Source organism: Micromonospora sp. D93 (assembly GCF_018070365.1).
Lineage (GTDB): Bacteria > Actinomycetota > Actinomycetes > Mycobacteriales > Micromonosporaceae > Micromonospora > Micromonospora ureilytica.
Window position 1 is genome coordinate 8,103 of record NZ_JAGPXW010000047.1, and the last position, 25,198, is coordinate 33,300.

Here is a 25,198-nt window from a genome sequence, read left to right on the forward strand (position 1 = left end):
GTCAGGCGCAGGTGAAGGGTGTCTCCGGCACGTGGCGGGACCTGACCGACAACGTCAACTCGATGGCGTCGAACCTGACCAGTCAGGTCCGCAACATCGCCTCGGTGACCACGGCGGTGGCGAAGGGTGACCTGTCGCAGAAGATCACGGTGGACGCGCGGGGCGAGATTCTGGAGCTGAAGTCGACCGTCAACACGATGGTGGACCAGTTGTCGTCGTTCGCCGACGAGGTGACCCGGGTGGCCCGTGAGGTGGGCACCGAGGGCAAGCTCGGCGGTCAGGCGCAGGTGAAGGGTGTCTCCGGCACGTGGCGGGACCTGACCGACAACGTCAACTCGATGGCGTCGAACCTGACCAGTCAGGTCCGCAACATCGCCTCGGTGACCACGGCGGTGGCGAAGGGCGACCTGTCGCAGAAGATCACCGTGGACGCCCAGGGCGAGATCCTGGAGCTGAAGTCGACCGTCAACACGATGGTCGACCAGTTGTCGTCGTTCGCCGACGAGGTGACCCGGGTGGCCCGCGAGGTCGGGATCGAGGGCAAGCTCGGCGGCCAGGCGCAGGTGAAGGGCGTCTCCGGCACCTGGCGCGACCTCACCGAGAACGTCAACCAGCTCGCCTCGACGCTGACCACGCAGTTGCGTGCCATCGCCCAGGTGTCCACCTCGGTGACCCGAGGCGACCTGACCCAGCGGATCGCGGTCAAGGCGCAGGGCGAGGTCGCCGAGCTGAAGGACAACATCAACCAGATGATCGTCACCCTCCGGGAGACGACCAAGAAGAACGCCGAGCAGGGCTGGCTGGACTCCAACCTCGCCCGCATCGGCGGCCTGTTGCAGGGCCAGCGCGACCTCGGCGAGGTCTGCCGCATGATCATGACGGAGATGACCCCGCTGGTCGACGCCCAGCTCGGCGCCTTCTTCCTGGCCGACGACACCGACGGCAGCATGCGGCTGCGGCTGACCTCGTCGTACGGGTACGTGGCGCGGGGACACGACGTCACCTTCGGGCCGGGCGAGGGGCTGGTCGGGCAGACCGCGCTCTCCCGTCGCACGATCCGGGTCAGCGCCTCCCCGAACAGCCGGCTCACCCTGCGGTCCGGTCTGGCCGAGACACCCCCGTCCGACCTGGTGGTGCTCCCCGTCCTGTTCGAGGGTGAGCTGCTCGGGGTGATCGAGTTCGCAAGCGTGTCGGCCTTTTCCTCGCTACACCTGGCGTTCCTGGAGCGGCTGGTGCTCACCATCGGCATCGCGGTCAACACCATCCAGGCCAACCGGCGTACGGAGGAGCTGCTGGCCCAGTCGCAGCGGCTGGCGCACGAGATGCAGGAGCAGTCGGCGGAGTTGCAGCGCACCAACGCCGAGCTGGAGGAGAAGGCCACTCTGCTGTCCGAGCAGAAGGGCAACATCGAGACGAAGAACCGGGAGATCGAGCTGGCGCGGCTGGGCCTGGAGGAGAAGGCGCAGCAGCTGACCCGGGCGTCGGCCTACAAGTCGGAGTTCCTGGCCAACATGAGCCACGAGCTGCGGACCCCGCTGAACTCGCTGCTGCTGCTGGCCCGTCTGCTGGCCGAGAACTCGGAGCAGAACCTCAGCCCGAAGCAGATCGAGTTCGCCAAGACCATCCACGGGTCCGGCTCCGACCTGCTGCGTCTGATCGACGACATCCTCGACCTGTCCAAGATCGAGGCGGGTCGGATGGACGTCGAGCCGACCGAGATCCGCTTCACCGAGCTGCGCGGCTTCGTCGAGCAGGCGTTCGCGCCGCAGGCCGAGGAGAAGAACCTGGACTTCCAGGTACGGGTGAGCAAGGATCTGCCGCCGGCGTTGGTGACCGACCCGCAGCGGTTGCAGCAGATCCTGCGTAACCTGCTCTCCAACGCGGTGAAGTTCACCGACAACGGTGCCGTGACGCTGCGGATCGCCCCGGCCGCGGAGAACGCGGTCTTCGACGTCCCGGCGCTGACGAACGCCCAGCAGGTGATCGCGTTCACCGTGATCGACACCGGAATCGGCATCTCCGACGACAAGCTGTCGATCATCTTCGAGGCGTTCCAGCAGGCCGACGGCACGACCAGTCGCCGGTACGGCGGCACCGGTCTGGGCCTGTCGATCAGCCGCGATCTGGCCCGGCTGATCGGCGGCACGATCACGGTCTCGTCCGCGCCCGGTCAGGGCTCGACCTTCACCCTGTTCGTGCCGCAGGTGCTGGCCCCGGACGCCGTGGTCGCGCCCCAGACGCCGTCTCCGCAGCGCGCCGGCCTGCCGGCGTCGCTGCTGATGCCGCCGCTGGAACTGCTGCCGGACCGGCCGGAGGCCCCGGCCACCCGCCAACTCGACGGCGCCACAGTGCTGATCGTGGACGACGACGTGCGCAATGTCTTCGCCTTGACCAGCGCGTTGGAGCTGCACGGGATGACCGTGCTGTACTCGGACAACGGGGCGGACGGTGTCCGCCTGCTGGCCGAGCATCCGGAGGTGGACATCGTGCTGATGGACGCCATGATGCCGGACCAGGACGGTTACGAGACCACACGTCAGATTCGCCGCAACCACCGGTTCGCCGACCTCCCGGTGGTCTTCCTGACCGCGAAGGCGATGCCGGGTGACCGTGAGTCGGCGCTCGCTGCCGGGGGCAGCGACTACATCACCAAGCCGGTCGACCTGGACGACCTGATCGAACTGATGTCGTCCTGGATCAACGGCAGCCGGACCGAGGAGACTTCGTGACCCAGATGGCCAAAGCGCTGCTCGTGGACGACCGGCGGCAGAATCTGACGGCCCTGGAGGCGATCCTTCAGGGGCTGCCGGTCCAGTCCGTGGCGGTGGAGAGCGGCGAGGCGGCGCTCAAGCAGCTGCTGGTGGACGACTTCGCGGTGATCCTGTTGGACGCGCAGATGCCGGACATGGACGGCTTCGAGACGGCGAGCCACATCAAGCGCCGCGAACGGACCCGGCACGTGCCGATCATCTTCCTCACCGCCGCTGACCGGGACGCCCAGCTCGCCCTTCGGGGCTACCAGGTGGGTGCGGTGGACTACCTCACCAAGCCGTTCGACCCGTGGGTGCTGCGGGCCAAGGTGTCCGTCTTCGTGGAGCTGTGGGTGAAGACCCGGCAGTTGGCCACCCAGTCGGACCTGGTCCGGGAGCGCGACACGCAGTGGCGTCGCCTCACCGACGCGGTCGACGAGGCGACCACGCTGCTGCGCTCGGACGACCCGGAGGTCCGGGACCGGGCGGTACGGCTGCTCGAACAGGCCCGCTGGGGCAACACCGCCTGACGCGGCGGGGCGGCTCAGCCGGTGGGCTGGTCGTTGCGGATCATCAGGGCGCTGCGCAGACCGGTGATGTCCAGTACGCGGATCAGGAAGTCGCCCACGTGCGTCAGCATCAGCAGGCTCTGGGAGTGGCTGGCCTTGCGGCTGAGCACGACCAGGGTGCCCAGGCCCTGCGAGTCGCAGAAGGTCACGCCGCCGAGGTCGAGCACGATCTTCGGCGGCGGGTCGGCCAGCACCTCGTTGACGACGGTGGAGAGCTGCGCCGCCGTGAGCATGTCGATCTCACCGGCTAGGCGCAAGACTGCTTCGTCGCCCGTCCGGTGTAGCGTGATGGACAGTTCGGCACGATCCACCCGGTCAGCCTAGCGCGATCCGACCGGCCTGGCCTGTCGAGCCTGGCCTGTCGAGGCCGCGAGCCGTCGCCCTCCAGGCCGCGAGGCCCCCGTGTCGCCGCTGCTGACGGGCGCAGATCACGGGTGAGCCGGGTAACCCCACCACGGGGTGGCTGCTTGTTGACCGTCCGGCGCTGTCACAATGGCGGCATCGTGACCGACATCTTTCCCGCCGGATCCGGCCGCTACCCAGCCGACGCGCCGGCCTCCGAGGCCCTGTTCGACCGCGCCCGCGCCATCGTGCCGGGCGGGGTGAACTCCCCTGTGCGCGCCTTCCAGGCGGTTGGCGGCACCCCGCGCTTCATGGTCCGTGGTGAGGGCCCGTGGCTGTACGACGCCGACGGTCGCCGCTACGTCGACCTGGTCTGCTCCTGGGGTCCGTTGATCCTCGGGCACGCCCACCCGGAGGTGGTGGAGGCGGTCCAGGCCGCCGCGGCCTTGGGCACCAGCTTCGGCACGCCCACCCCTGGTGAGGTGGAGTTGGCAGCCGAGATCGTCGCCCGGACCCCTGTCGAGCAGGTCCGTCTGGTCAACTCCGGCACCGAGGCGACCATGTCGGCGATCCGGTTGGCCCGTGGCTTCACCGGCCGCTCGAAGATCGTCAAGTTCGCCGGCTGCTACCACGGCCACGTCGACGCGCTGCTCGCCGCCGCCGGCTCCGGCGTGGCCACCCTGGGCCTGCCCGACTCGCCAGGCGTGACCGGCGCGGCGGCCAGCGAGACGATAGTTCTTCCGTACAACGACATCCGGGCCGTCGAGGAGGTCTTCGCCGCCGAGGGCCAGCACATCGCCGCGGTGATCACCGAGGCCGCCGCCGGCAACATGGGCGTGGTCGCTCCCCGCGACGGTTTCAACCAGCAGCTCGCCCGGATCGCGCACGCACACGGCGCCCTGCTCGTGGTGGACGAGGTGATGACCGGGTTCCGGGTCTCCCGCGCCGGGTGGCACGGCCTCGACGCCTCCGACGCGGACCTGTGGACGTACGGCAAGGTCATGGGTGGTGGCCTGCCCGCCGCGGCGTTCGGCGGGCGCGCGGACATCATGTCGCGGCTCGCGCCGGCCGGCCCGGTCTACCAGGCCGGCACCCTCTCGGGTAACCCGCTCGCCTGCGCCGCCGGTCTGGCGACGCTGCGGCTCGCCGACGACGCGCTGTACCAGCGCCTCGACGAGACGGCCGCCGTCGTGGGCAAGCTGGCGTCCGAGGCGTTGGCTGCCGCCGGGGTCCCGCACCGACTGTCGTACGCGGGCAGCATGTTCTCGATCTTCTTCACCGACGCCGATGTGGTCGACTTCGACAGCGCACGCACCCAGCAGGTGCCGGCGTTCAAGGCGTTCTTCCACGCGATGCTCGCCGCCGGGGTCTACCTGCCGCCGAGCGCGTTCGAGTCGTGGTTCGTGTCGGCGGCGCTCGACGACGCCGCTCTGGAACACATTGCCGATGCGCTGCCGACGGCGGCGAACGCGGCGGCAGTGGCCGGTCACGGGGGGTAGTGCAGCGGTGAGTAAGACTGTGGTTCACGTGCTTCGGCACGGCGAGGTGTACAATCCGGAGCAGATCCTCTACGGCCGGTTGCCCGGTTTCCGCCTCTCCGAGTTGGGCGTGCAGATGGCCAAGGCCGCCGCTGAGGGCCTGGCCGAGCGGGAGATCGTGCACGTGGTGGCCAGCCCGTTGGAGCGCGCCCAGCAGACCGCCGAGCCGATCGCCGCCCAGTTCGGGCTGCCGGTCGGGGTGGACGAGCGGCTGATCGAGAGCGCCAACTGGTTCGAGGGCAAGAAGGTCTCCCCGGGTGACGGGTCGTTCCGCGACCCGCGCAACTGGTGGGTGCTGCGCGACCCGATGACCCCGTCCTGGGGTGAGGCGTACCGGGTGATCGCCGAGCGGATGTTCGCCGCCGTGCACGCCGCCCGGGTCGCCGCCGAGGGACGCGAGGCGGTGCTGGTGTCGCACCAGCTCCCGATCTGGACGTTGCGCCGCCACGTCGAGCGCAAGCGGCTCTGGCACGATCCGCGCAAGCGGCAGTGCGGGCTGGCGAGCCTCACCTCGTTCCACTTCGACGGCGCGAAGGTGGCGGGCATCGGCTACAGCGAGCCGGCCGCGCACCTGATCGCTCTCTCCGCGACAGCCCGGACGGCCAAGGGGGCCTGATGAACGCCCGGAGGTGGTCCGCCGGTCTGCTCGCCGCCGTCGCCGCGGTGGCGCTTGTCGGCTGCACGTCGAAGGGGCAGGAGAAGACCTGCACGGCCACCACCGACGGGATCTTCGAGTGCGCGCCGGACCAGCGCTCGGCACCTCCGAAGCTCGCCGGTGAGCTGCTGCTCGGCGGCACCTACGACGTGAGCCAGGCCCGCGGCCAGGTCGTGGTGGTCAACTTCTGGGGCTCCTGGTGTGCGCCGTGCCGCGCCGAGGCGGACGACCTGGAGGCCACCTACCAGGCAACCAAGGGCACCGGGGTGAGCTTCCTCGGCATCAACGTGCAGGACTCGCGGGACAAGGCCAAGGCGTTCGAGAAGGGCCGGGTCACCTATCCGAGCCTGTTCGACCCGTCCAGCCGGCTGGCGCTCGACCTGGACATCCCGCCGAACACCGTGCCGGCGACAGTTGTGCTCGACCGCGAGGGTCGGATCGCCGCGGTGATCCGGGCCGCCGTCAAGCAGGAGGGCCTGCAACCGATCGTCGAACGGATCGCCGCCGAGAAGTCGGCGCCGAACTGATGGGCGAGACCTTCCGGGAGTTGGCCCTCAACGGGCCGCTGCTGCTCGCCATGGGCGCGGCGGCGCTCGCCGGCCTGGTCAGCTTCCTCTCCCCGTGCGTGCTCCCGCTCGTCCCCGGTTACCTGTCGTACGTGACCGGTCTGGCCGGCGCCGACCTGGAGGGCCGGCGGCCGGAGGCCGATCCCACGCCGGCCGGCGGGGGTGTCGCGGTCAAGGAGCGGGTCGCGCGGGTCGGCGCGGTCAAGGGTCGGGTACTCGCCGGAACGCTGCTCTTCATCGGCGGCTTCACTGTCGTCTTCGTGGCCACCGCGATCCTCTTCGCCGGCATCGGTCGGGTGTTCTTCGACTACAAGCGCGAGTTGCAGATCGGCGTCGGCGTGCTGATCATCGTGGCGGGGTTGAGTTACCTCGGGATGATCCCGGCCCTGCAACGGGAGTTCCGGATCTCCCGGTTGCCGTCGGCCGGGCTGCTCGGCGCACCGGTCTTCGGTGCGGTCTTCGCACTCAGTTGGGTGCCCTGCACCGGCCCGACGCTCGGCGCGGTGATGGGCATGGCCACCGCCAGCGGCCAGAGCGACCGCGCGGTGGTGCTCGCCGTGGCGTACTGCCTCGGGTTGGGGATACCGTTCATCGTCTTCGGGCTGGGCTTCGAACGCCTGCTCGGGGTCTTCCGCGCCGTCCGGCGCAACAGTCGCTGGGTCACCCGGGTCGGCGGCGCCCTGCTCATCCTGATCGGCCTGGCCCTGGTCACCGGCGGATGGCAGAGCTTCGTGATCTGGTTGCAGACCACCGTCGGGGTGGGCGAGGTGAGCATCTGATGACTGTCGTCGACGACCGGCCGGAGACCGTGGCGCCCGCGCCACGCCGCCGGCCGAACCGGCTGCTGGCCCTGCTGCGCAACTCGTGGCGGCAGCTCACCAGCATGCGTACGGCGCTGATCCTGCTCTTCCTCCTCGCGATCGCCGCCATCCCCGGCTCGGTGCTGCCGCAGCGCGGGATCAGCCCGGAGAAGGTCAACGAGTACTTCGTCGACCACCCGGACTGGGCCCCCCGACTGGACCGGATCGGCGCGTTCGAGGTCTTCGGGTCGGTCTGGTTCTCCGCGATCTACCTGCTCCTGTTCATCTCCCTGATCGGCTGCATCACGCCCCGGCTGCGCGACCACGTCCGCGCGCTGCGGTCCCGGCCGCCGGCCGCGCCGAAGCGGATGGCCCGGCTGCCGCAGCACACGGTGCTGCCCGCCCCGTCCGGTGGGGCGGCGGCGATCGCCGAGGCGCTGCGCAAGCGCCGCTGGCGGGTCGAGGTGCGCGGCGACGAGGTGTCCGCCGAGAAGGGCTACCTCAAGGAGACCGGCAACCTGCTGTTCCACACCTCACTGATCGCTGTGCTGATCGGGGTGGCGCTCGGCTCCTGGTACGGCTGGAGCGGCAACCGGCTGCTGGTGGCCGGCGCGGACAACGCGTTCTGCAACACCCGCCAGCAGTACGCCGAGGCGAAGCTCGGCCCGCAGGTGGACAGCGCCGACCTGCCCCGCTTCTGCCTGCGGCTGGACGACTTCCAGGCCCGGTTCCTGCCGTCCGGCCAGCCGGAGTTCTTCAACGCCACTGTCACCGTCGACGGCCCGGACGAGCCGACCCGCAGCGCCGACTTCTCGGTGAACTCGCCGTTGCGCCTGAACGACGCGAGCGTCTACCTGCTCGGCCACGGGTACGCCCCGGTGATCCGCTACACCGACCGGTTCGGCAACAGCCAGATCAGTGACGAGCCGTTCCTGACCACCGGCGACATGGGCCTGACCAGTGAGGGGTTGGCGGCCTTCCCGGACGCGAACGTCGACCCGGCGACCGGCCAGCGCGCACCCGACCAGCAAATGGCGTTCACCGGCATCTACCTGCCCACGGCACCCGAGCAGGCGCCGTTCGTCAGGTCGCAGTACCCGACCGAGCGGAACCCGGCGCTGAACCTGGTCGCCTACCGGGGCAACCTCGGTCTGGACGCCGGTATCCCCGGCTCGGTCTACCAACTCGACCAGCGGCAGGTGCGGGCCGGCAAGGTCAAGGAGGTCGGCACCAAACTGCTCCGCAAGGGCGAGACCTGGAAGCTGGACGACGGCACGACTGTCGAGTTCCTGGGCACCGAGCGGTACGTCACGCTCTCCATCCGGCACGATCCCGGTTCGACGATGCTGCTGGTCAGCTGCGGTGTCCTGCTGGTCGGGCTGATGGGTTCGCTGTTCGGGAAGCGCCGCCGGGTGTTCTTCCGGGTGGTGCCGGGCGACCCCGGGGAAGGATCTCCGACGAGCGGTAGTAGCTTGATGGAGGTCGGTGGGTTGCCGCGTACCGACTATCCAGGGTTCGCCGACGAGTTCACCCAGCTCGTCGCCGCCGTCAGCGGTGCCGAACGGCCTGAAGCTGACTCCGCTGACCGGGCCGGCGTGCGAGAAGGAGCCGAGTGATGTCCGCACTCTCCGACAATCTGGTGACCTTCGCGATCCTGGCCTACCTGGTCGCGATGATCGGCCACGCCGTCGAGTACGCGCTGGGCAACGTGCGTAACCGGGTCGCCACGGCGGCTCCGGTGCGCGAGTTGGTAGGTGCCGGCGGCGGTGTCGTCCCGACGCCGCCCGCGCCGGTCCCGTCGCCGCCCACCGCCGACCGCTCCGGCGGGCGGGCCCGGCTCGCGGGCCTGATCGGGGTGGGCGCCACAGCGGTCGCGGCCGCCCTGCACCTGGCTGCGCTGGTCACCCGCGGGCTCGCCGCGGACCGGATGCCCTGGGGCAACATGTACGAGTTCGTGCTCACTGTGACGTTCATCGGGGTCGCCGCCTGGCTGGTGGTGCTCTGGAAGCGGCCGACGCTGCGCAAGCTCGGGCTCTTCCTCACCCTGGTGATGGTGTTGCTGGTCGCCACCGCCGAGCTGGTGCTGTACGTGCCGATCGTGCCGCTGGTGCCGGCTCTGAACTCGTACTGGTTCGTCATCCACGTCTCGACGATCGTCTTCGCGTCCGGGATCTTCCTGCTCGGCGTGGTGCCGGCGGTCGGCTTCCTGATGCGCAACGGGTACGAGCAGGGCAAGCGGAGTTTCCCGTACACCCTGGCCAAGCGGCTGCCCGGCGCGGTCGGCCTGGAGCGACTGACCTTCGCGCTGCACGCCTTCGCGTTCCCGATCTTCACCTTCGCGGTGATCGCCGGTGCCATCTGGGCCGAGGCGGCCTGGGGTCGGCCGTGGGGCTGGGACCCGAAGGAGACCTGGGCGTTCATCTCCTGGGTGGTGTACGCCGGCTACCTGCACGCCCGCGCGACTCCCAGCGTCAAGCGCAACGTGGCCACCTGGATCGCGGTGCTCGGCTTCCTCACCATGCTGATGAACCTGTTCGGCGTGAACATCTTCTTCACCGGCCTGCACTCGTACGGCGGGCTGGACTGATCCTGACAGAATGTAGAACTACACTTCTTAGAAGCGTAGTTCTACGTTCTGTGGGGATGTGGCAGTGAAGCTCTCCAAACCAGCGGAAATCTTCGACCGTGACGTCGAATGGGCGGAGCTGGTCCGGTTCGCCGCGGACGACCGGCCCGGCGCGACGCTTGGCGTGGTCAGCGGCCGTCGCCGGCAGGGCAAGACTCTGCTGTTGTACGAGTTGGCCCGCGCCACCGACGGTTTCTACTTTGGCGCGACCGAGGCGACCCCGGCAGAATCGCTGCGTCGACTCGGGGAGGCTCTCGGCCGGCACACCGACGCGCCTGGTCCGCTTCGCCTGGAAGACTGGTCGAGTGCGGTCGACGCGCTGCTCGCACTGGGCCAGCGCCGCCCGGTCACCGTGGTGATCGACGAGTTCCCCTACCTTGCCCGATCCAGTCGGGATCTCCCGTCGATCATTCAGCACGCCCTCACGCCGGGCCGGGTCGAGCGCACCGAATCTCGTACGCGCCTGCTGCTGTGCGGTTCGGCACTGTCGTTCATGGGCGGTCTGCTTGCCGGTTCGGCCCCGCTGCGCGGACGGGCGGGGCTGGAACTGCCCGTGCCACCGTTGGACTATCGGGCCGCCGCGACGTTCTGGGGGATCGTTGATCCTTACCTCGCTGCCCGTGTGTTCGCCATCGTCGGGGGCACGCCGGCCTACCGACGGGAATACGTCCAGGACGATGTGCCCGACGGGCCGGACGATTTCGACGACTGGGTCGTGCGCGCCGTGCTGAATCCGGCCCGCCCGTTGTTCCGCGAGGCTCGCTATCTGCTCGCCGAGGATCCCGACCTGCGGGACACCGCGCTCTACCATTCTGTGCTGTCCGCGGTCGCCGAAGGCAACGGCACCCGAGGGGGGATCGCCGGGTACATCGGACGGAAGGCCACCGACCTCCAGCACCCGCTCACCGTCCTTGAGGACGCCGGTCTCCTCATTCGTGAGCCCGATCCGCTCCGTAGCGGGCGTAGCCGTTACCGCATCGCCGAACCCCTGATCACCTTCTATCAGGCGGTCATGCGGCCCTCCTGGACGGCCTTGGAGCAGCGGCGTGGCGCGGACGTCTGGAGGCGTTCCAATCGCCGGTACTCAAGCGGGGTGCTGGGGCCAGCGTTCGAGGAGATCGTCCGGCAGTGGGCCCTGCGCTTCGCCGCGCCGGAGACATTCGGCGGTGTCGTCGCGGAGGCCAGCGCGGCCGTCCTCACCGATCCCTCCACCCGCACCAGCCTGGAACTCGACCTGGTGGCGTTCGGCGAGCCGCCGTTCGGCGACGGCCCTCGGCCGCTGCTCGCCATCGGAGAGGTCAAGTGGGGTCGCACACTGGGTCGGCCCGAGTTGGATCGACTGAGCCGGGCACGTGACCTACTCGCCGCGCGTCCCGGCCTGGACGTGCGGGACGCCCGGTTGCTGCTCGCGAGCGCGGCGGGGTTCACCGACGAGCTTCGGCACACGGCCGGTCAGCGTCCCGATGTCGTTCTCGTCGATCCGTCGCGGCTCTATTCGGGGGACTGAGGGTGTCGGGGCCGCGCGGGAGGATGTGCGGGCCGGTCACGGACGAATCCGTGACCGGCCCGGATCGTTTCGTCGGGTCTGGTCAGTTCACGGTCACCGGGGCGATGTCGTTGCTCGGGTTGTCGTCCACCCGGGGATAGCGCTGGGACGGCTGGACCTCGCCGGGGGCCCCGGTGTGGCTGTCGATCCGCAGGTCGAACCCGACCGTGTGAGTCTTGCCGGCAGGGAAGACCGACCCCGACCCGTTGCAGTACCAGGTTGCCGGGACAGTCTCGGGCTCCTCCTCGTCACCGCTGAGCCAGCAACCCGGCGGCGTGGCCAGCACGGTGACCCCGGTGGGTGGGGTGAACTGGAAGGCCCCGACACTCTCGCCGGAGATGCTGCCATCCGGCACGCCCGGACCCTTGTTGCGCAGACCCACGGTGACCCGCACGGTGTCACCGACGGCTCCGGTGACGGCCGCGCCCTTGGCGACGATGTCGAAGGCGCCGTGCACCCCGCGCAGGTAGGTCTGGCCCTCGGCCCGGGTCGCCTCGACCGGGATCACGTCGAGCGCTGCGCCCACCGGCCGTAGCCGCAGCGCCTGGTCGGCGTCGCGCCTCTTGAGCTTCACGCCGCTCGGGAGCGGCCCGGCACTGGCCAGCGGCTCCACGACCTGAGTGATCCGCTTGCTGCCGAGCGTCGCCGGGCCGACAGTGGTGCCGAGCCCGCCCCGCAGGTCGTGGCGCTGGCCGGGCGCGAACGTGCCCCGCACGGTGCAGACCACCACCGTGGCGAGCGACTGGTTGGTGCCGTACCGACAGTTGCCGTAGCTGGGCGGGACCAGGCCCACCGGGAAGCGGAGCGTGAGTCGCAGGTCCACCGCCGGCTGGTCACCGGCGTTGACCACGGACACCGGTACGGCGAGGTTGTCGCCCACCTCGACGCCGGTCAGGTGCTCGTCGACAGTGTCGAGCAGGTCGGGCCCGGACCGCACGGTGACGGTCGCCTGCTGGGTGTACGCCTCGGTCTGCTCGCCGAGCGCCGTGTAGTCGAGGGTGCCGGTCGCGCCGTCGACCGCGCCGGGCGCGGGCCGGAACACCACCGGGACGGTGCCGGTGAGCGTGCCGAACTCGTCGACGGCCGTCGGCGGCATCGGGCAGGTCACCGACGTGCCCTGGGTGACGCAGTAGTCGGGGAAGTCGGCGGTGGCCACCCCGGTCAGGCCGGTCAGGTCGATCGTCACCCGGGGCTGGCTGGCGCCGGTGCTGTTCAGGGTCAGCGGCACCGTGCGGCCGGGAGCGCCGGGGCCGCCAACCGTGACGTCACCCAGCCAGCCGTCGACCCAACCGGGGTCGTCCTGGGCCGCGGCCGGGCCAGCCGCCACGGCGACCCCTGCGGTGCCCACGACCAGCGCGGTCAGGCCGTGCAAGAGCCTGCCACGCGCAACGTGCACAGATCTCATGGATCTCCTTGGAGAGGGATGAGCCGGTCGGTAGAAGCCGGGTTCGCAGCACCCCGACCCGACCGGCATCCATGATCTTAGAGATCACCTGTGACAGTTCTCGATCAGTCGACCAGCTCGCGATCGTCGTCGAAACGGGATCCGGTCGGTGTCCGCCGCGCCGGTCGCCAGGCCCGCAACGCCCGCTCGACCTGGACGGTGTCGGCCGTTGATCCACTCGGCTCTCAGGAAATCGAAGTGTCCTGCGACCCGGGACGCCGCGACTTCCTGAAACCCGAGTGGATGTTGTGGTGAGTGCCGAGCCGGACGGTCAGGCCCGGGTCGCAGCTCGTGTTACCGCGCTGCACGCCGGCCTCTTCGGGCCGTTCATCCTCGGCCGCACCGCCGACGGCAGTTGGCTCGGCTTCCTCGACAACCAGACCGGTGGCACCGCCGTGGACGACATCAACGAGGTGGCGACCCTGCTCGGAAGGTGGGAGAGTCTGCGCAGTGACGCGCTGCCCCGGCAGCAGTCGATCGACCTGCTCGAGGAGATCGTGAAGCCATGGATCTGACCGGAGCCCGCTGGCACAAGTCCACCCGGAGCGGCAACAACAGTGGCGCGTGCGTCGAGGTCGCCGACAACCTGGCCGGCCGGGTGCACGTCCGCGATTCCAAGGACCGCGACGGCGGCCTGCTGACCTTCAGCCCGGCCGCGTGGCGGGCCTTCGTCGAGCTGGCCCGCACCCCCTGACCGTCCGCCGAGCCGGGCAACCGGTCGGCAGCCGCGATCAGCCGCCGAGCCGGGCAACCGGTCGGCAGCCGCGATCAGCCGCCGAACCAGGCAGCCGGTCGGCGGCCCTGCGATCAGCCGCCGAACCAGCCGGGCACGTCGAGCCGGAACCAGTTGGCCGAGGCCATCGTGCGCAGGTCGTCTTCCATCGCGCTGACCCGTTCCGGGCCGAGGGCGTCGGTCCACCGTGCACGCAGCCGGTCGAAGATCTCGGCCGAGCGGCGTAACCCGTCGGCACCGCGCGGTGTCACCCGGACCAACCGGCGTCGGGCGTCGGAGGGGTCGTCGACCCGCTCCAGATAGCCGACGGCGACCAGCCGATCGACGGTCTTGCCGGCTGCCTGTTTGGAGATGCCCAGCCGTTGGCCCAGCTCGGTGGCGGTGGTGCCGTCCGCCCCAACGGCCTGGAGCACGAACCCGTGCAACGGTCGCAGCTCCGGATGCCCCTCCCGGGCCAGCTCGGTGTGCAGGTCGTCGATGAGCGTCCGGAAGCCGGCCAGCAGCAGCAGTGGCAGCGCGAAGCCGGGGCGGGCGGGATCAGCGGTTGCCATGTTCGACAACCACGTTTACTATTTCGTCAACCACGTTGACTATCGTAGCGTCCCCCGATCCAGGTTCCGGAAAGCAGGTAACCATGTCCGTCTTCACCGCCCACACCGCCGAGACCGCACCCGCCGCCGCCCGTCGGTCCATCGAGGGTGTACGCGGCCGGTTCGGCTGGCTGCCCACCCCGGTGGCGCTGATGGCCGACTCTCCGCAGTTGCTTACCGGCTTCCTCACCGCCAGTACGGGCTTCGAGCAGACCGACCTCGCCCCACTGGACCGGGAGGTGGTCATCCTGACCGTTTCCACAAGTCACGAATGCCATTTCTGCGTCGCCCTGCACACCGGCAAGCTCACCGGACTCGGCGCGACCCCCGAGCTGATCACCGCGCTGCGTGCCGGTTCGGTGCTGCCCGACCCGCGACTGGAGGCGCTGCGCCGCTTCACGCTGGCCGTGCTCGACCACCGGGGTGCAGTGCCCGACGACGAGCTGGACGACTTCCTGGCCGCCGGCTACCAGCCCCGGCACGCGCTGGACGTGGTGCTCGGCATCGGCGCGTACACCATGTCCACATTTGCCAACCGGCTCACCCGGGCACCGCTCGACCCGCCACTGGCCGCCCACGCCTGGTCGCCAGCCGCCTGACCGAGGGTGCCGGCCGGCTGCTGCTCAGGAGGCCCCGAGGAAGTCGCGCAGCAGGGCGAGCATCTCGTCGGGGCGCTCCTCGTACAGCCAGTGCCCGCAGTCCTCGATCACCTCGCCGCGGACCGTGTCGGCGTACCGGCGAACCTGCTCGCCAACCTGCCCTCCCAGGCTGGCCGCTGCTCCGACGGCCAGCACCGGCATGGTCAGCTTCGTGCCCCGGTTCGCCGCGTTGTCCGCGATGTCCTGCTCGAACGCCCGGAAGTACGCGAAGCTGGCCCGCAGATGCGCCGGGTCGCGCAGATGGCTGGCGAACTCCTCGATGTCGGGCGCGGCGATGCTGCCCTTGCGCACCATCAGCGCGTCGGTGAACTTGTCCACCCAGAGCGACTCCCGCCCGCTGACCAGTGCCTCCGGGAGCCCGTTGCCGAGGGAGAAGTAGCCGAAGTTCCACACCCCGGGCCCGGCCGAGGTGAGCGCGGGGAACGTGTAGATGCTCTCGTCGGGGATCGGCGCCTCGGTGAGCGCCAGCCGACTCACCCGCTGCGGATGGGCGGCGGCGTACGCGTACGCCACCATGGTCCCCAGGTCGTGCCCGACCAGCCGAAGGTCACCGACCAAGCCGAGTTGGTCGAGTAGTCCGTGCAGGTCGGCGGCGACCGTCTTCTTGTCGTACCCGCCGTCCGGGGCGTCGCTGCCCCCGAAGCCGCGCAGGTCGGGCGCGACCACGTCGAAGGATCGCCCCAACTCGGGCAGCAGGTGCCGCCACATGTACCAACACTGCGGATACCCGTGCAGCAGCACCAGTGGTGGGCCGTTGCCCCCACGGACGTAGTTCATGGTGATCTGGCCGACCCGTGCCCGCTGCTCGGTGAACCCCGCCGGAACCCGCTCCCCGCCCATCGCCGCCTCCGTCCGTCCGCGCGTGCCCGCCGCCTGCCCGGCTACCCGCTCAACCGCCAGCCATGCCCGCGAGGTGTGGGCCCGGCCCGTTGATCCAGACCCAGTTGGCGTCGGCGGGATCGCGAGCGTCACAGCACCCGGCTTGGGCCGTGCGGGAGCCGGTGCGGGAGACTGGGCGACATGGCGGCTCGTGGCTTCCCGTACACCGATCTCAAGGACTTTCTCGCGGCGCTGGAGCGCGCGGGGGAGTTGCGCCGGGTCGACGTCCCGGTCGACCCGACCCTGGAGATCAGCGAGGTGGTCACCCGCACGGTGCGGGCCGGCGGCCCGGCGCTGCTCTTCGAGCGTCCGACCCGGGGCGAGATGCCGGTGGCGATCAACCTGTTCGGCACCGAGAAGCGGATGGCGATGGCCCTCGGCGTCGACTCGCTGGACGAGGTCGGCGCCCGGATCGGCGCGCTGATCAAGCCGGAGCTGCCGGTCGGTTGGTCGGGCATCCGCGAGGGTCTCGGCAAGGTCATGCAGCTCAAGTCGCTGCCGCCGCGCAAGGTGAAGACCGCACCCTGCCAGGAGGTCGTCTACCGGGATGAGGACGTCGACCTCAACCGGCTGCCGGGGTTGCAGGTCTGGCCCGACGACGGCGGGATCTTCCACAACTACGGGCTGACCCACACCAAGCACCCGGAGACCGGCAAGCGCAACCTGGGCCTGTACCGACTCCAGCAGCACGGCCGCAACACCCTGGGCATGCACTGGCAGATCCACAAGGACTCCACAGCGCACCACGCGGTCGCCGAGCGGCTGGGGCAGCGCCTGCCGGTCGCGGTCGCGATCGGCTGCGACCCGGTCGTCTCGTACGCGGCCAGCGCGCCACTGCCCAGCGACATCGACGAGTACCTGTTCGCCGGGTTCCTGCGCGGCGAGCGGGTGGAGATGGTCGACTGCCTCACCGTGCCGTTGCAGGTGCCGGCGCACGCGCAGATCGTGCTGGAGGGCTACCTGGAGCCGGGTGAGCGGCTGCCCGAGGGGCCGTTCGGCGACCACACCGGCTTCTACACGCCGGTCGAGCCGTTCCCCGTGCTGCACATCGAGGCGATGACCATGCAGCGCAAGCCGGTCTACCACTCGATCGTCACCTCGAAGCCGCCGCAGGAGGACCACGGCCTCGGCAAGGCCACCGAGCGGATCTTCCAGCCGCTGCTCAAGCTGATGATCCCGGACATCGTCGACTACGACCTGCCGGCCGCCGGCGTCTTCCACAACTGCGCGATCGTCTCCATCCGCAAGCGCTACCCGAAGCACGCGCAGAAGGTGATGAACGCGATCTGGGGCGCGCACCTGATGTCGCTGACCAAGCTGATCGTGATCGTCGACGAGGACTGCGACGTGCACGACTACAACGAGGTCGCCTTCCGTGCCTTCGGCAACGTCGACTACGCGCGTGACCTGCTGCTCACCGAGGGCCCCGTGGACCACCTCGACCACTCGTCGTACCAGCAGTTCTGGGGCGGCAAGGCCGGCGTCGACGCGACCCGCAAGCTCCCCACCGAGGGCTACAGCCGCGGTTGGCCGGAGGAAATGAGCATGAGCCCGGAAGTCACGGCCCTGGTCGACAAGCGCTGGAAGGAGTACGGAATCTGATGGCCGTCCTCGACGCACCGGCCACGAAGCCGGGCCGGACCAAGTCCTTCCTGAAGCTCGTCGCCGTCGAGCACTCCGTGTTCGCGCTGCCGTTCGCGTTCCTCTCGGCGCTGACCGCGATGCAGGTCAACGGCGGGCGGGTGCGGTGGCTGGACTTGCTGCTGATCACCGTGGCGATGGTCGGGGCGCGGACGTTCGCGATGGCCGCCAACCGGATCCTGGATCGCCAGATCGACGCGCGGAACCCGCGTACCGCAGGTCGGGAACTGGTCACCGGAGCGGTGAGCGTGCGGACGGCCTGGACCGGCGCGGCCGTCGCGCTTGTGGTCTTCCTCGTCGCTGCCGCCCTGCTCAACCCGCTCTGCCTGGTGCTCGCGCCGCTCGCAGTGGTGCCGCTCGTCGTCTACCCCTACGCCAAGCGGTTCACCAACTGGCCGCACGCCATCCTCGGGGTCGCCCAGGCGGTCGGCCCGGTCGGCGCCTGGCTGGCGGTCACCGGCACCCTGTCCGGCTCCGGGCCGGCCTGGCTGCTCGGCGCGGCCGTGGGCCTGTGGATCGGCGGGTTCGACCTGATCTACGCCTGCCAGGACTCCGAGATCGACCGGGAGATCGGTGTGCACAGCGTGCCCGCCCGCTACGGTCGACGCTTCGCGCTGCACGCCTCCACCGTCGCGCACGTGGTGACGTTCGCGCTGTTCATCTGGTTCGGTGGGCTGATCGGTCTCGGCTGGCTCTGGTGGATCGGGCTGGCGTTGACCGCCGTGGCGTTCGCCTACCAGCACCTGGTGGTCACCCCGACCGACCTCAGCAAGGTCAACCGGGCGTTCTTCACCGCCAACGGGTTCGTCGGCATCGCGCTGTTCCTCTTCGCTCTGCTCGACCTGGTGATCCGGCTCGGCCTACGGCCCTGAGGCTGGGTGATCCGGCTCGGCCTACGGCCCTGAGGCTGGCGGCGTGGAGCTGACGGGGTAGCGGCCGCTCTCGAAGGTCCAGTCGATGGTCCCGCGCACGGCGTACGCGACACCGTCGAGATGGTCGGTGACCGCCTTGACCAACGTCGGGCCGAACGACGGCACCTCGGCTCGCAGCGCGACGAAGCGTCGCATCGCCGCCCGCCAGTGCTCGGCCGCCCGTTCGACCGCCTCCGCCTCGGGCACTGCCAGTTCGGCCTGTAGGGCGAGGACGATGTTGTGCCCGCCGGCCGTCGTCCGGTCCCGTTCCAGCGAGGCCAGGTCGTTGTACCAGGAGAGCAGGTCGTTGCCGGTGCGGGCGATCTGACGCAGCAGCGGGTGGTGGTAGACCGGGTCGGGCAGCGGCCGACCGCTGACGAACTCCACAAGCGGGTACGACACCTCCGCCGCCGAGGTCGACCGGCGCAGCTCGACGTACTGGTCGACGCTGGGGCGGCGGCCGGCCTCCTTGTTGACCGCCTCCTGCCAGGTGCCGTCGAGGTGCCGGGCCACCGCGTCGGCGAAACGATGCCGCCACCGTGCCGGCATCCGGCGGCGCGGCTCCCGCCAGGCCAGCACCAGCAGTCGTCGTAGCGGGCCGGTGAGCCCGGCCTGCCGCAGCCGGGTGCCGTCGTGCAGCAGAGCCAGGGTGCCGTTGCGCAGCGCCCGGATCTGCTCCGGGGTCAACCGATTCGGCCCGTCGCAGGCGTCGTCGACCAGGAAGAACCAGGTGAACAGCGCGGCCAGCACCCGCAGGTCGGCTTCGGTCGCCTCCGGGTAGAGCCGTCCGGCGTACCGGGCGAAGGCTCCCCGGGACAGTCGGTGCAGCGCGGCGTCGTCAAGTGCGAGGCCAAGCTCGGGCACCAGACCGAGCAGCCAGCCCTGCACACGATCGGCCTGTGGGGGAAGCCGGGACGGGATCGGACATTCGGCACGCAGCGCCCGGAGGATCTCGCCGGTCGTCACCGATGCCTCCTCTGCGAGATGCTTCCGGTGCGAATCGCCAGCGGCAGCATCTCAGGTCGGCGGGATACGCAGGTACCCCGCCCGACATGTCGGACCGGACCAACGCCGGGGGTGCCCACCAGCGAACCAGCCGGACCAGGCAGGCTGGGGGCATGCGGGAACCATGGGTGGTCGGGGTCTCCGGTGCCTCCGGTACGCCGTACGCGGCGGCCGTCATCGGCGGACTGCTCGACGCGGGCGAGCCGGTGGACCTGATCGTGTCCCGGGCGGCGCGCCTCACCGTGCTCGACGAGACCGGCCGACCCTTCCGTGACGGGCACTGGGCCGAGGACCTCGCCGCCTGGCTCGACCGGGACCTGACCGGGGCGGACGTGCGGCACTGGCCGGCCGGCGACCTCGCCGCCGGGCCGAGCAGCGGCTCCTATCGGGTACGCGGGATGGCAGTGGTCCCGGCCAGCACCGCAGCCTGCGCGGGCGTCGCCATCGGCCTCTCCAAGGACCTGTTGCAGCGCGCCGCCGAGGTCAACCTCAAGGAACGCCGTCCCGTGGTGCTGGTCCCCAGGGAGACACCGGTGACCCGCAGCCACCTGGAGCACCTCATCGCGCTGCACGACGCGGGCGCGGTGGTGCTGCCGGCCAGCCCCGGCTTCTACGGCGCCGGCGCGGCGGCCACCGCGCAGCAGTTGGTCGACTTCGTGGCCGGCAAGGTGCTGGACGCGCTCGGCGTCAAGCACACCCTGTTCCGGCGGTGGTCCGGCCAACTTGGGGCGGCCCGAAGCTGAGCCGTCCGCTCGTGCCGGACCGTCCCGTTCATGCCACGGTTGGCCGAAGCGGGACGCGGACCGGACTGGTGTCCGGTCCGCGTGGCGTTGTCCGCACCAGTTCAGTACATGCCGGCGTTGGCCGGACCCGGCCCCGTGGATGCCGCCGGCCCCACATTGCGTGGCTTACCGACCTCATCCACCTCGTCCAGCATGCCCTCCCCCTCAAGCAGGGCTCGCACCTCGGATTCCCGAAACCGGCGATGCCCGCCTGGAGTCCGGATGCTTCCTATCCGGCCGGCCGCCGCCCATCTCGTCACCGTTTTCGGGTCTACCCGAAACAGCGCGGCGACCTCACCCGGTGTCAGCAGGCGATCTCCAGTGTCCACAGCCCCCTCCTCGCGTCGACGAAGCCCCCGGCTGAACACACTGCCCCCGGCTGGTGCGTAGCCCAGAGCCGTCATGAGGGACGTATGGCAATTACAGCACCAGGGACATGGCCTGTCCGCCCAAACGCGAAAAATGCACTGAGTGGGGAGTTAGTAATGTTACTGGTGCTACCTCTGCCCTGACCGGCGGTTTATGAACAGTGACTCACCGCTCAGTCCAACGGGTGCCGAAGGCCGCACGTTACGCGCTAACAGTTAAGGTCACTCTCTGTGGACGCCATCGACCTGAGCCTCGTCGACCTGCTGCGCGGCAACGCGCGCCTCTCGTACGCCGAGCTGGCCCGCCAGGTGGGCCTCTCACCCCCGGCCGTGCACGAGCGGGTCGGCAAGCTGGAGAGCAGCGGGGTGGTCCGGGGCTACCGAGCGGACGTGGCTCCGGAGTCGATCGGGCTGGGTGTCACAGCGCTGATCGGCATCGTCGAGGACTCCGGTGCCGACACCGACGACATGCTCGAGTCGCTGCGGGTGCTGCCCGAGATCGAGTCCTGCTACTTCATGGCCGGCGTGGAGTCGTTCCTCCTCAAGGCGCGGGTCGGCACGATCGCCGAGCTGGAGCAGTTGATCGTGCGGTTGAACCGGACGCCGGGGGTCGCCTCCACCCGTACCGCCATCGCGCTCTCCACCAAATGGGAGAACCGCCCCCAGCCGGTCGGCCCGGCTGCGGCCTGACCACCTCGTACCGGCGCTGACCACCGCTGACCTGCTTGCTAGGTTTCCGAGCGTGACTCATCTCGACAGGTGCGACGAAGCCAGCCGGACCTGGGTGACCGAGGCGATCGCCGCCGTCGAGGCGGACGCGAACCGCTCGGCCGACACCCACCTGCTGCCGTTCCCGCTGCCTCGGGAATGGGGGATCGACCTGTACCTCAAGGACGAGTCGTCACACCCCACCGGCTCGCTGAAGCACCGGCTGGCCCGCTCGCTGTTCCTCTACGGGCTCTGCAACGGCTGGATCGGGCCGCGCACCACGATCGTCGAGGCGTCGTCGGGGTCCACGGCGGTCTCCGAGGCGTACTTCGCCCGAATGCTGGGCCTGCCGTTCATCGCGGTGATGCCCGCCTCCACCTCGCCGGAGAAGGTCGCTCAGATCGAGTTCCAGGGTGGCCGGTGCCACCTGGTGGACGACCCGGCAAGCGTGGTGGTCGAGGCCCGGTGGCTCGCGGAGGATTCCGGCGGGCACTTCATGGACCAGTTCACCTACGCCGAGCGGGCGACCGACTGGCGGGGCAACAACAACATCGCCGAGTCGATCTACGCGCAGTTGGAGCTGGAGCGACACCCGATCCCCGCCTGGGTCGTGGTGGGTGCGGGCACCGGGGGCACCAGCGCGACCATCGGCCGTTATGCCCGGTACCGCCGGCTCGCCACCAAGCTCTGCGTGGTCGACCCGGAGAACTCGGCGTTCTACCCGGCCTGGCTGGCCGCCGACTGGTCGGTACGCACCGGGAAGGGCTCCCGTATCGAGGGGATCGGCCGGCCCACCGTGGAGGCGTCGTTCCTGCCCTCGGTGGTGGACCGGATGGTCCAGGTGCCGGACGCGGCGTCACTGGCCGCCATGCGCGCCGGGTCGGCGCTGCTCGGCCGTCGGGTGGGTGGGTCCACCGGCACCAACCTGTGGGGCGCGTTCGGCCTGATCGCCGGGATGCTCGCCGAGCGTCGGACCGGCTCGGTGGTCACCCTGATCTGCGACCCGGGCGACCGGTACGCCGACACGTACTACGCCGACGACTGGGTGGCCGCCCAGGGCCTCGACCTGGCCCCGCACCTGGCCACGATCGACCGCTTCCTGGCCAGCGGGGCCTGGCCCGCCTGAATCGCGCAGCGGGGCCTGGCCCGCCTGAATCGCGCAGCGGGGCCTGGCCCGCCTGAGCGCTTCTCAGCGCGGGTCGATGCGTTCGGCCAGCCCGGGGTAGCGCACCACGTAGCCGCTGTCGTCCAGATCGATGTCGGCCGTGAAGGTGCCGCTCGCGAAGCGCACCCGACCCGGGCCCAGACCGGTGTAGATCTGCTCGGCCGGCACCACCTCCAGGCCGGGCAGCAGCACCCAGGCGACGGTGATCCGGTGTGCCACATCGGCCGGCTCGGCCGCCATCCGGAGCCGGTGGACCGGCAGGGTGTTGAACAGCGGCGAGCCGCTCAGATCGACGTCGAGGGCGTCGGCCAGCCGATCCGGGTCGTCAGTGCCGGGCAGCCCGGCCCGGGGATGACCGGCCGCGACCAGGGCCGCGTCCAGGTCGCCCTGCTCGGCGGTTGTCACCCGCCACCGGCCCGCGGCCCGCTCCAACGTCACCCGGCGTAGCCAGCCGAGCCCCTCGGCCTCGACCTCGACCCGGGTGGTGGCCCAGTCCGGCGTGGTGGTCAGCTGGTAGCGGGCGGTCCACGGAATCGGGTCCACGGCGAGCAGGGTGCCCCGGGCCGCCAACCCGTGGCCGTCGTCGAGCAGGACCTGCTCGCTGCCGGCTGTGTCCGTCCGGGACCAGAAGATTGACTTCGGCATGGTCGGCATGAGCCGGACGTTACGCGACCCGACCGACATCGGCAGGGCATGCGCGAACGCCGCCGCGAAGCCTGGGCTTCGCGACGGCGTTCGGTGGATCAATCAGTGAGTACGCGCCGGCGGTCGCCCGCCGAAACCGCGCCGATCGTCACGCGGCCGGTCTTCACGCGGGCGGTCATCGCGGGGCCGGTCATCGCGGGGCCGGTCGTCCCGAACCCGGCTCTCCGGGCGGAAACCACCCCGAGCGTCCCGGTCGCCGAAGCGCCGCTCACCCTGCGGCCGGTCGCCGAACCGACGCTCGCCCTGCGGGCGGTCGCCGTGGCCCCGCTCGCCCTGCGGGCGGTCGCCGTACTGGCGGTCACCCTGCGGACGGTCGCCGAACCGACGCTCGCCCTGCGGGCGGTCGCCGTGGCCCCGCTCGCCCTGCGGGCGGTCGCCGTACTGGCGGTCACCCTGCGGACGGTCGCCGAACCGACGCTCGCCGGTCGGCCGGTCGCTGTATCGGCGCTCGCCCTGCGGGCGGTCGCCGTAGCCCCGGTCACCCTGCGGCCGGTCGCCGTAGCCCCGGTCACCTTGCGGGCGGTCGCCGAAGCGCCTGTCACCCTGCGGCCGGTCGCCGTGGCCCCGCTCGCCCTGCGGGCGGTCGCCGAAGCGCCTGTCACCCTGCGGGCGGTCGCCGTACTGGCGGTCACCCTGCGGGCGGTCGCCGAAGCGGCGCTCGCCGGTGGGCCGGTCGCCGAAGCGCCGGTCGCCCTGCGGACGGTCGCCGTAGCGGCGCTCGCCTCCCGTGCGGTCACCGAACCGACGCGGCCCCCCGGACCGGTCGTCGTACCGGCGCGGGCCGCCGGAGCGGTCGCCGTAGCCCCGGGGCTCCGCCTCGATGCGGACCGGAACGCCGCTGGGCTCGCGGGCGCCGACCAGCTCGGCCAACGCCGCGTCTCCGACCCGGACCCGGGTCTCGGCCGGCGCGACACCTGCCTTCTCCATCATCGCCAGGGTGGTGCGGCGCTGCTTGGGCAGCACCAGCGTGGCCACCGCGCCCGACTCGCCGGCCCGGGCGGTACGTCCCGCGCGGTGCAGGTAGTCCTTGGGGTCCTTCGGCGGGTCGACGTGCAGCACCAGGGTGACCCCGTCGACGTGGATGCCCCGGGCCGCCACGTCCGTGGCGACCAGCACGTTCATCCGGCCCTCACGGAACTCGGCAAGCGTCTTGGTGCGCATCCGCTGGGTCTTGCCGCCGTGCAGACCACCGGCGCGTACGCCGACGGCCGCGAGCTGCTCGACCAGCCGGTCCACCCCGAGCTGGGTACGGGCGAAGACCATGGTCCGGCCGTCCCGGGCAGCGATCGAGGCCGCGACCGGGAACTTCTCGTGCGGCGGGATCAACAGCATGTGGTGGTCCATGGTGGACACCGAGGCGGTGGACGGCGCGGTGGAGTGGGTGACCGGGTCGGTCATGAACCGCCTGACCAACGCGTCGACGTCACCGTCCAGGGTGGCCGAGAAGAGCAGCCGCTGACTGTTCGCGGGCGTCTTCGCCAGCAGATCGGTCACCTCGGGCAGGAAACCCATGTCGGCCATCTGGTCGGCCTCGTCGAGCACCGTGATCTCGACCTCGTCGAGCTGGCAGATGCCCCGCTCGATCAGGTCGCCGAGCCGCCCCGGGGTGGCCACGATGATCTCCACGCCGCGGCGCAGCGCGTCGATCTGACGGTCGTACGGAACACCGCCGACGGCGGTCTTGAGGAAGATGCCGACGGACTTGCCCAGCGGCACCAGGGCGTCGTTGACCTGCATGGCCAACTCGCGGGTCGGCACCAGGACCAGGGCGCGCGGACGCATCGGCCGGGCCCGGTTGCGGGTGGCCAGCCGGGCGATCATCGGCAGACCGAAGGCGAGCGTCTTGCCCGAACCGGTCTGCCCACGGCCCAGCACGTCGCGGCCGGCGAGCGCGTCCGGAACGGTGGCCCGCTGGATCTCGAACGGGCTGGTGATGCCCTGCTGCGCCAGCGCGCGGACCAGGGGTTCGGGCAGGCCGAGGGAGGCGAAACTGATCGGCTCGGCGGCCTCCGTCGGCGCGGGCTCGGCCTGCGGGGTGACGGTCGCCGCCGGCGCGGTGCCGGCCTCGCTCGGAGGAACGTCGAGCTGCTCCCGGGCGGTGTCGGTCGCCGGGACTGAGTTGAAAACGGACGAAACGGTGCTGGGGTCAGCAGAGGTGGTCAACAAAAACCTTTCGAGCGGGGCGCATCTTCGCGATGGCCTGCCGCGGCTGTACC

The 25,198-nt window shown here is 70.6% G+C and carries 25 protein-coding genes; 17 read left to right on the plus strand and 8 right to left on the minus strand.

Annotated elements, in window-relative coordinates; translation table 11 throughout:
* Together KBX71_RS32200 and KBX71_RS32205 are read left to right on the plus strand one after the other, a co-directional pair.
* A partial coding sequence (locus KBX71_RS32200) for a HAMP domain-containing protein (protein ID WP_210821487.1) occupies nucleotides 1-2,729 on the plus strand: 2,729 nt, incomplete at its 5' end.
* The gene (locus KBX71_RS32205; RefSeq protein WP_210821488.1) at nucleotides 2,726-3,280 is read left to right on the plus strand and encodes a two-component system response regulator; all 555 of its coding nucleotides are present in this window, start codon (nucleotides 2,726-2,728) and stop codon (nucleotides 3,278-3,280) included. The genes KBX71_RS32200 and KBX71_RS32205, both read left to right, overlap by 4 nt.
* Before the next feature lie 14 nt (nucleotides 3,281-3,294).
* Here the strand turns inward: KBX71_RS32205 and KBX71_RS32210 are convergent, their stop codons facing one another.
* Nucleotides 3,295-3,630 carry an STAS domain-containing protein gene (locus tag KBX71_RS32210; RefSeq protein WP_210821489.1) on the minus strand — a complete coding sequence of 112 codons (336 nt, stop codon included), beginning with the start codon at nucleotides 3,628-3,630 and terminating at the stop codon, nucleotides 3,295-3,297.
* 192 nt (nucleotides 3,631-3,822) lie between these two features.
* Here KBX71_RS32210 and hemL point away from each other — a divergent pair, with 192 nt between their 5' ends.
* The 7 genes from hemL to KBX71_RS32245 all read left to right on the plus strand — a co-directional run bounded on the left by hemL (nucleotide 3,823) and on the right by KBX71_RS32245 (nucleotide 11,353).
* On the plus strand, nucleotides 3,823-5,160 hold the full coding sequence (gene hemL / locus KBX71_RS32215; RefSeq protein ID WP_210821490.1) for a glutamate-1-semialdehyde 2,1-aminomutase: 1,338 nt from the start codon (nucleotides 3,823-3,825) through the stop codon (nucleotides 5,158-5,160).
* On the plus strand, nucleotides 5,108-5,815 hold the full coding sequence (locus KBX71_RS32220) for a histidine phosphatase family protein (RefSeq protein WP_210821491.1): 708 nt from the start codon (nucleotides 5,108-5,110) through the stop codon (nucleotides 5,813-5,815). Before hemL ends, KBX71_RS32220 begins: the two co-directional genes overlap by 53 nt.
* On the plus strand, nucleotides 5,815-6,381 hold the full coding sequence (locus KBX71_RS32225) for a TlpA disulfide reductase family protein (protein ID WP_210821492.1): 567 nt from the start codon (nucleotides 5,815-5,817) through the stop codon (nucleotides 6,379-6,381). Before KBX71_RS32220 ends, KBX71_RS32225 begins: the two co-directional genes overlap by 1 nt.
* A complete protein-coding gene (locus KBX71_RS32230; RefSeq protein WP_196928747.1) occupies nucleotides 6,381-7,199 on the plus strand; it encodes a cytochrome c biogenesis CcdA family protein in 819 nt (272 codons plus the stop codon). Before KBX71_RS32225 ends, KBX71_RS32230 begins: the two co-directional genes overlap by 1 nt.
* Nucleotides 7,199-8,836: a cytochrome c biogenesis protein ResB gene (locus KBX71_RS32235; protein WP_210821493.1), complete on the plus strand. Its 1,638-nt coding sequence runs from the start codon at nucleotides 7,199-7,201 to the stop codon at nucleotides 8,834-8,836. Before KBX71_RS32230 ends, KBX71_RS32235 begins: the two co-directional genes overlap by 1 nt.
* The gene (ccsB, locus tag KBX71_RS32240; protein WP_210821494.1) at nucleotides 8,836-9,807 is read left to right on the plus strand and encodes a c-type cytochrome biogenesis protein CcsB; all 972 of its coding nucleotides are present in this window, start codon (nucleotides 8,836-8,838) and stop codon (nucleotides 9,805-9,807) included. Before KBX71_RS32235 ends, ccsB begins: the two co-directional genes overlap by 1 nt.
* 64 nt (nucleotides 9,808-9,871) lie before the next feature.
* Nucleotides 9,872-11,353 carry an ATP-binding protein gene (locus tag KBX71_RS32245; protein ID WP_210821495.1) on the plus strand — a complete coding sequence of 494 codons (1,482 nt, stop codon included), beginning with the start codon at nucleotides 9,872-9,874 and terminating at the stop codon, nucleotides 11,351-11,353.
* Nucleotides 11,354-11,435: 82 nt separating this feature from the next.
* Here KBX71_RS32245 and KBX71_RS32250 read toward each other — a convergent pair whose 3' ends face one another.
* Complete coding sequence (locus tag KBX71_RS32250; protein WP_210821496.1) at nucleotides 11,436-12,797, minus strand: hypothetical protein; 1,362 nt, start codon at nucleotides 12,795-12,797, stop codon at nucleotides 11,436-11,438.
* A gap of 290 nt (nucleotides 12,798-13,087) precedes the next feature.
* On the opposite strand from KBX71_RS32250, the gene KBX71_RS32255 reads away from it, so the two are divergent.
* Together KBX71_RS32255 and KBX71_RS32260 are read left to right on the plus strand one after the other, a co-directional pair.
* Nucleotides 13,088-13,351 (plus strand): Scr1 family TA system antitoxin-like transcriptional regulator, encoded by a 264-nt coding sequence (locus tag KBX71_RS32255; RefSeq protein WP_307847444.1) that lies wholly within the window; start codon nucleotides 13,088-13,090, stop codon nucleotides 13,349-13,351.
* A complete protein-coding gene (locus KBX71_RS32260; RefSeq protein ID WP_210821497.1) occupies nucleotides 13,342-13,530 on the plus strand; it encodes a DUF397 domain-containing protein in 189 nt (62 codons plus the stop codon). Before KBX71_RS32255 ends, KBX71_RS32260 begins: the two co-directional genes overlap by 10 nt.
* A gap of 113 nt (nucleotides 13,531-13,643) precedes the next feature.
* On the opposite strand, the gene KBX71_RS32265 is transcribed toward KBX71_RS32260, so the two are convergent.
* Nucleotides 13,644-14,120 (minus strand): MarR family winged helix-turn-helix transcriptional regulator, encoded by a 477-nt coding sequence (locus KBX71_RS32265; protein WP_210821498.1) that lies wholly within the window; start codon nucleotides 14,118-14,120, stop codon nucleotides 13,644-13,646.
* Nucleotides 14,121-14,203: 83 nt separating this feature from the next.
* On the opposite strand from KBX71_RS32265, the gene KBX71_RS32270 reads away from it, so the two are divergent.
* Nucleotides 14,204-14,758 carry a carboxymuconolactone decarboxylase family protein gene (locus tag KBX71_RS32270; RefSeq protein WP_210821499.1) on the plus strand — a complete coding sequence of 185 codons (555 nt, stop codon included), beginning with the start codon at nucleotides 14,204-14,206 and terminating at the stop codon, nucleotides 14,756-14,758.
* A gap of 24 nt (nucleotides 14,759-14,782) precedes the next feature.
* Here the strand turns inward: KBX71_RS32270 and KBX71_RS32275 are convergent, their stop codons facing one another.
* Nucleotides 14,783-15,658, minus strand: a complete 876-nt coding sequence (locus KBX71_RS32275; protein WP_210821500.1) for an alpha/beta fold hydrolase — start codon at nucleotides 15,656-15,658, stop codon at nucleotides 14,783-14,785.
* Between the two features lie 180 nt (nucleotides 15,659-15,838).
* Here KBX71_RS32275 and KBX71_RS32280 point away from each other — a divergent pair, with 180 nt between their 5' ends.
* Together KBX71_RS32280 and mqnP are read left to right on the plus strand one after the other, a co-directional pair.
* Nucleotides 15,839-17,299: a menaquinone biosynthesis decarboxylase gene (locus tag KBX71_RS32280; RefSeq protein ID WP_210821501.1), complete on the plus strand. Its 1,461-nt coding sequence runs from the start codon at nucleotides 15,839-15,841 to the stop codon at nucleotides 17,297-17,299.
* Entirely contained in the window at nucleotides 17,299-18,210 is a 912-nt protein-coding gene (gene mqnP, locus KBX71_RS32285; protein ID WP_210821502.1) for a menaquinone biosynthesis prenyltransferase MqnP, read from the plus strand. Before KBX71_RS32280 ends, mqnP begins: the two co-directional genes overlap by 1 nt.
* A gap of 21 nt (nucleotides 18,211-18,231) precedes the next feature.
* Here the strand turns inward: mqnP and KBX71_RS32290 are convergent, their stop codons facing one another.
* Nucleotides 18,232-19,215 (minus strand): terpene synthase, encoded by a 984-nt coding sequence (locus KBX71_RS32290; RefSeq protein WP_210821503.1) that lies wholly within the window; start codon nucleotides 19,213-19,215, stop codon nucleotides 18,232-18,234.
* A 152-nt stretch (nucleotides 19,216-19,367) separates the two neighbouring features.
* On the opposite strand from KBX71_RS32290, the gene KBX71_RS32295 reads away from it, so the two are divergent.
* Entirely contained in the window at nucleotides 19,368-19,997 is a 630-nt protein-coding gene (locus tag KBX71_RS32295; protein WP_210821504.1) for a UbiX family flavin prenyltransferase, read from the plus strand.
* Nucleotides 19,998-20,098: 101 nt separating this feature from the next.
* On the opposite strand, the gene KBX71_RS32300 is transcribed toward KBX71_RS32295, so the two are convergent.
* Nucleotides 20,099-20,365, minus strand: coding sequence for a BldC family transcriptional regulator (locus KBX71_RS32300; protein WP_007454516.1), 267 nt, complete (start codon nucleotides 20,363-20,365; stop codon nucleotides 20,099-20,101).
* 270 nt (nucleotides 20,366-20,635) lie between these two features.
* Here KBX71_RS32300 and KBX71_RS32305 point away from each other — a divergent pair, with 270 nt between their 5' ends.
* Both KBX71_RS32305 and KBX71_RS32310 read left to right on the plus strand, forming a co-directional pair.
* Nucleotides 20,636-21,094 (plus strand): Lrp/AsnC family transcriptional regulator, encoded by a 459-nt coding sequence (locus tag KBX71_RS32305; RefSeq protein ID WP_124818345.1) that lies wholly within the window; start codon nucleotides 20,636-20,638, stop codon nucleotides 21,092-21,094.
* A gap of 52 nt (nucleotides 21,095-21,146) precedes the next feature.
* Nucleotides 21,147-22,238, plus strand: a complete 1,092-nt coding sequence (locus tag KBX71_RS32310) for a PLP-dependent cysteine synthase family protein (protein ID WP_210821505.1) — start codon at nucleotides 21,147-21,149, stop codon at nucleotides 22,236-22,238.
* A gap of 63 nt (nucleotides 22,239-22,301) precedes the next feature.
* On the opposite strand, the gene KBX71_RS32315 is transcribed toward KBX71_RS32310, so the two are convergent.
* Entirely contained in the window at nucleotides 22,302-22,922 is a 621-nt protein-coding gene (locus KBX71_RS32315) for a putative glycolipid-binding domain-containing protein (RefSeq protein ID WP_210821509.1), read from the minus strand.
* A 102-nt stretch (nucleotides 22,923-23,024) separates the two neighbouring features.
* Complete coding sequence (locus KBX71_RS32320) at nucleotides 23,025-25,145, minus strand: DEAD/DEAH box helicase (protein ID WP_247684475.1); 2,121 nt, start codon at nucleotides 25,143-25,145, stop codon at nucleotides 23,025-23,027.
* Between the last annotated feature and the right edge of the window lie 53 nt (nucleotides 25,146-25,198).

Bases quoted from the DNA above. Each gene is read 5' to 3' on its own strand.
- KBX71_RS32225 (WP_210821492.1), top strand. From the start codon at position 5,815: ATGAACGCCCGGAGGTGGTCCGCCGGTCTGCTCGCCGCCGTCGCCGCG.
- KBX71_RS32260 (WP_210821497.1), top strand. From the start codon at position 13,342: ATGGATCTGACCGGAGCCCGCTGGCACAAGTCCACCCGGAGCGGCAAC.
- KBX71_RS32280 (WP_210821501.1), top strand. From the start codon at position 15,839: ATGGCGGCTCGTGGCTTCCCGTACACCGATCTCAAGGACTTTCTCGCG.
- KBX71_RS32220 (WP_210821491.1), top strand. From the start codon at position 5,108: ATGCGCTGCCGACGGCGGCGAACGCGGCGGCAGTGGCCGGTCACGGGG.
- KBX71_RS32315 (WP_210821509.1), bottom strand. From the start codon at position 22,922: ATGCCGAAGTCAATCTTCTGGTCCCGGACGGACACAGCCGGCAGCGAG.
- ccsB (WP_210821494.1), top strand. From the start codon at position 8,836: ATGTCCGCACTCTCCGACAATCTGGTGACCTTCGCGATCCTGGCCTAC.
- KBX71_RS32230 (WP_196928747.1), top strand. From the start codon at position 6,381: ATGGGCGAGACCTTCCGGGAGTTGGCCCTCAACGGGCCGCTGCTGCTC.
- KBX71_RS32250 (WP_210821496.1), bottom strand. From the start codon at position 12,797: ATGAGATCTGTGCACGTTGCGCGTGGCAGGCTCTTGCACGGCCTGACC.
- KBX71_RS32235 (WP_210821493.1), top strand. From the start codon at position 7,199: ATGACTGTCGTCGACGACCGGCCGGAGACCGTGGCGCCCGCGCCACGC.
- KBX71_RS32275 (WP_210821500.1), bottom strand. From the start codon at position 15,658: ATGGGCGGGGAGCGGGTTCCGGCGGGGTTCACCGAGCAGCGGGCACGG.
- KBX71_RS32295 (WP_210821504.1), top strand. From the start codon at position 19,368: ATGCGGGAACCATGGGTGGTCGGGGTCTCCGGTGCCTCCGGTACGCCG.
- KBX71_RS32270 (WP_210821499.1), top strand. From the start codon at position 14,204: ATGTCCGTCTTCACCGCCCACACCGCCGAGACCGCACCCGCCGCCGCC.
- KBX71_RS32265 (WP_210821498.1), bottom strand. From the start codon at position 14,120: ATGGCAACCGCTGATCCCGCCCGCCCCGGCTTCGCGCTGCCACTGCTG.
- mqnP (WP_210821502.1), top strand. From the start codon at position 17,299: ATGGCCGTCCTCGACGCACCGGCCACGAAGCCGGGCCGGACCAAGTCC.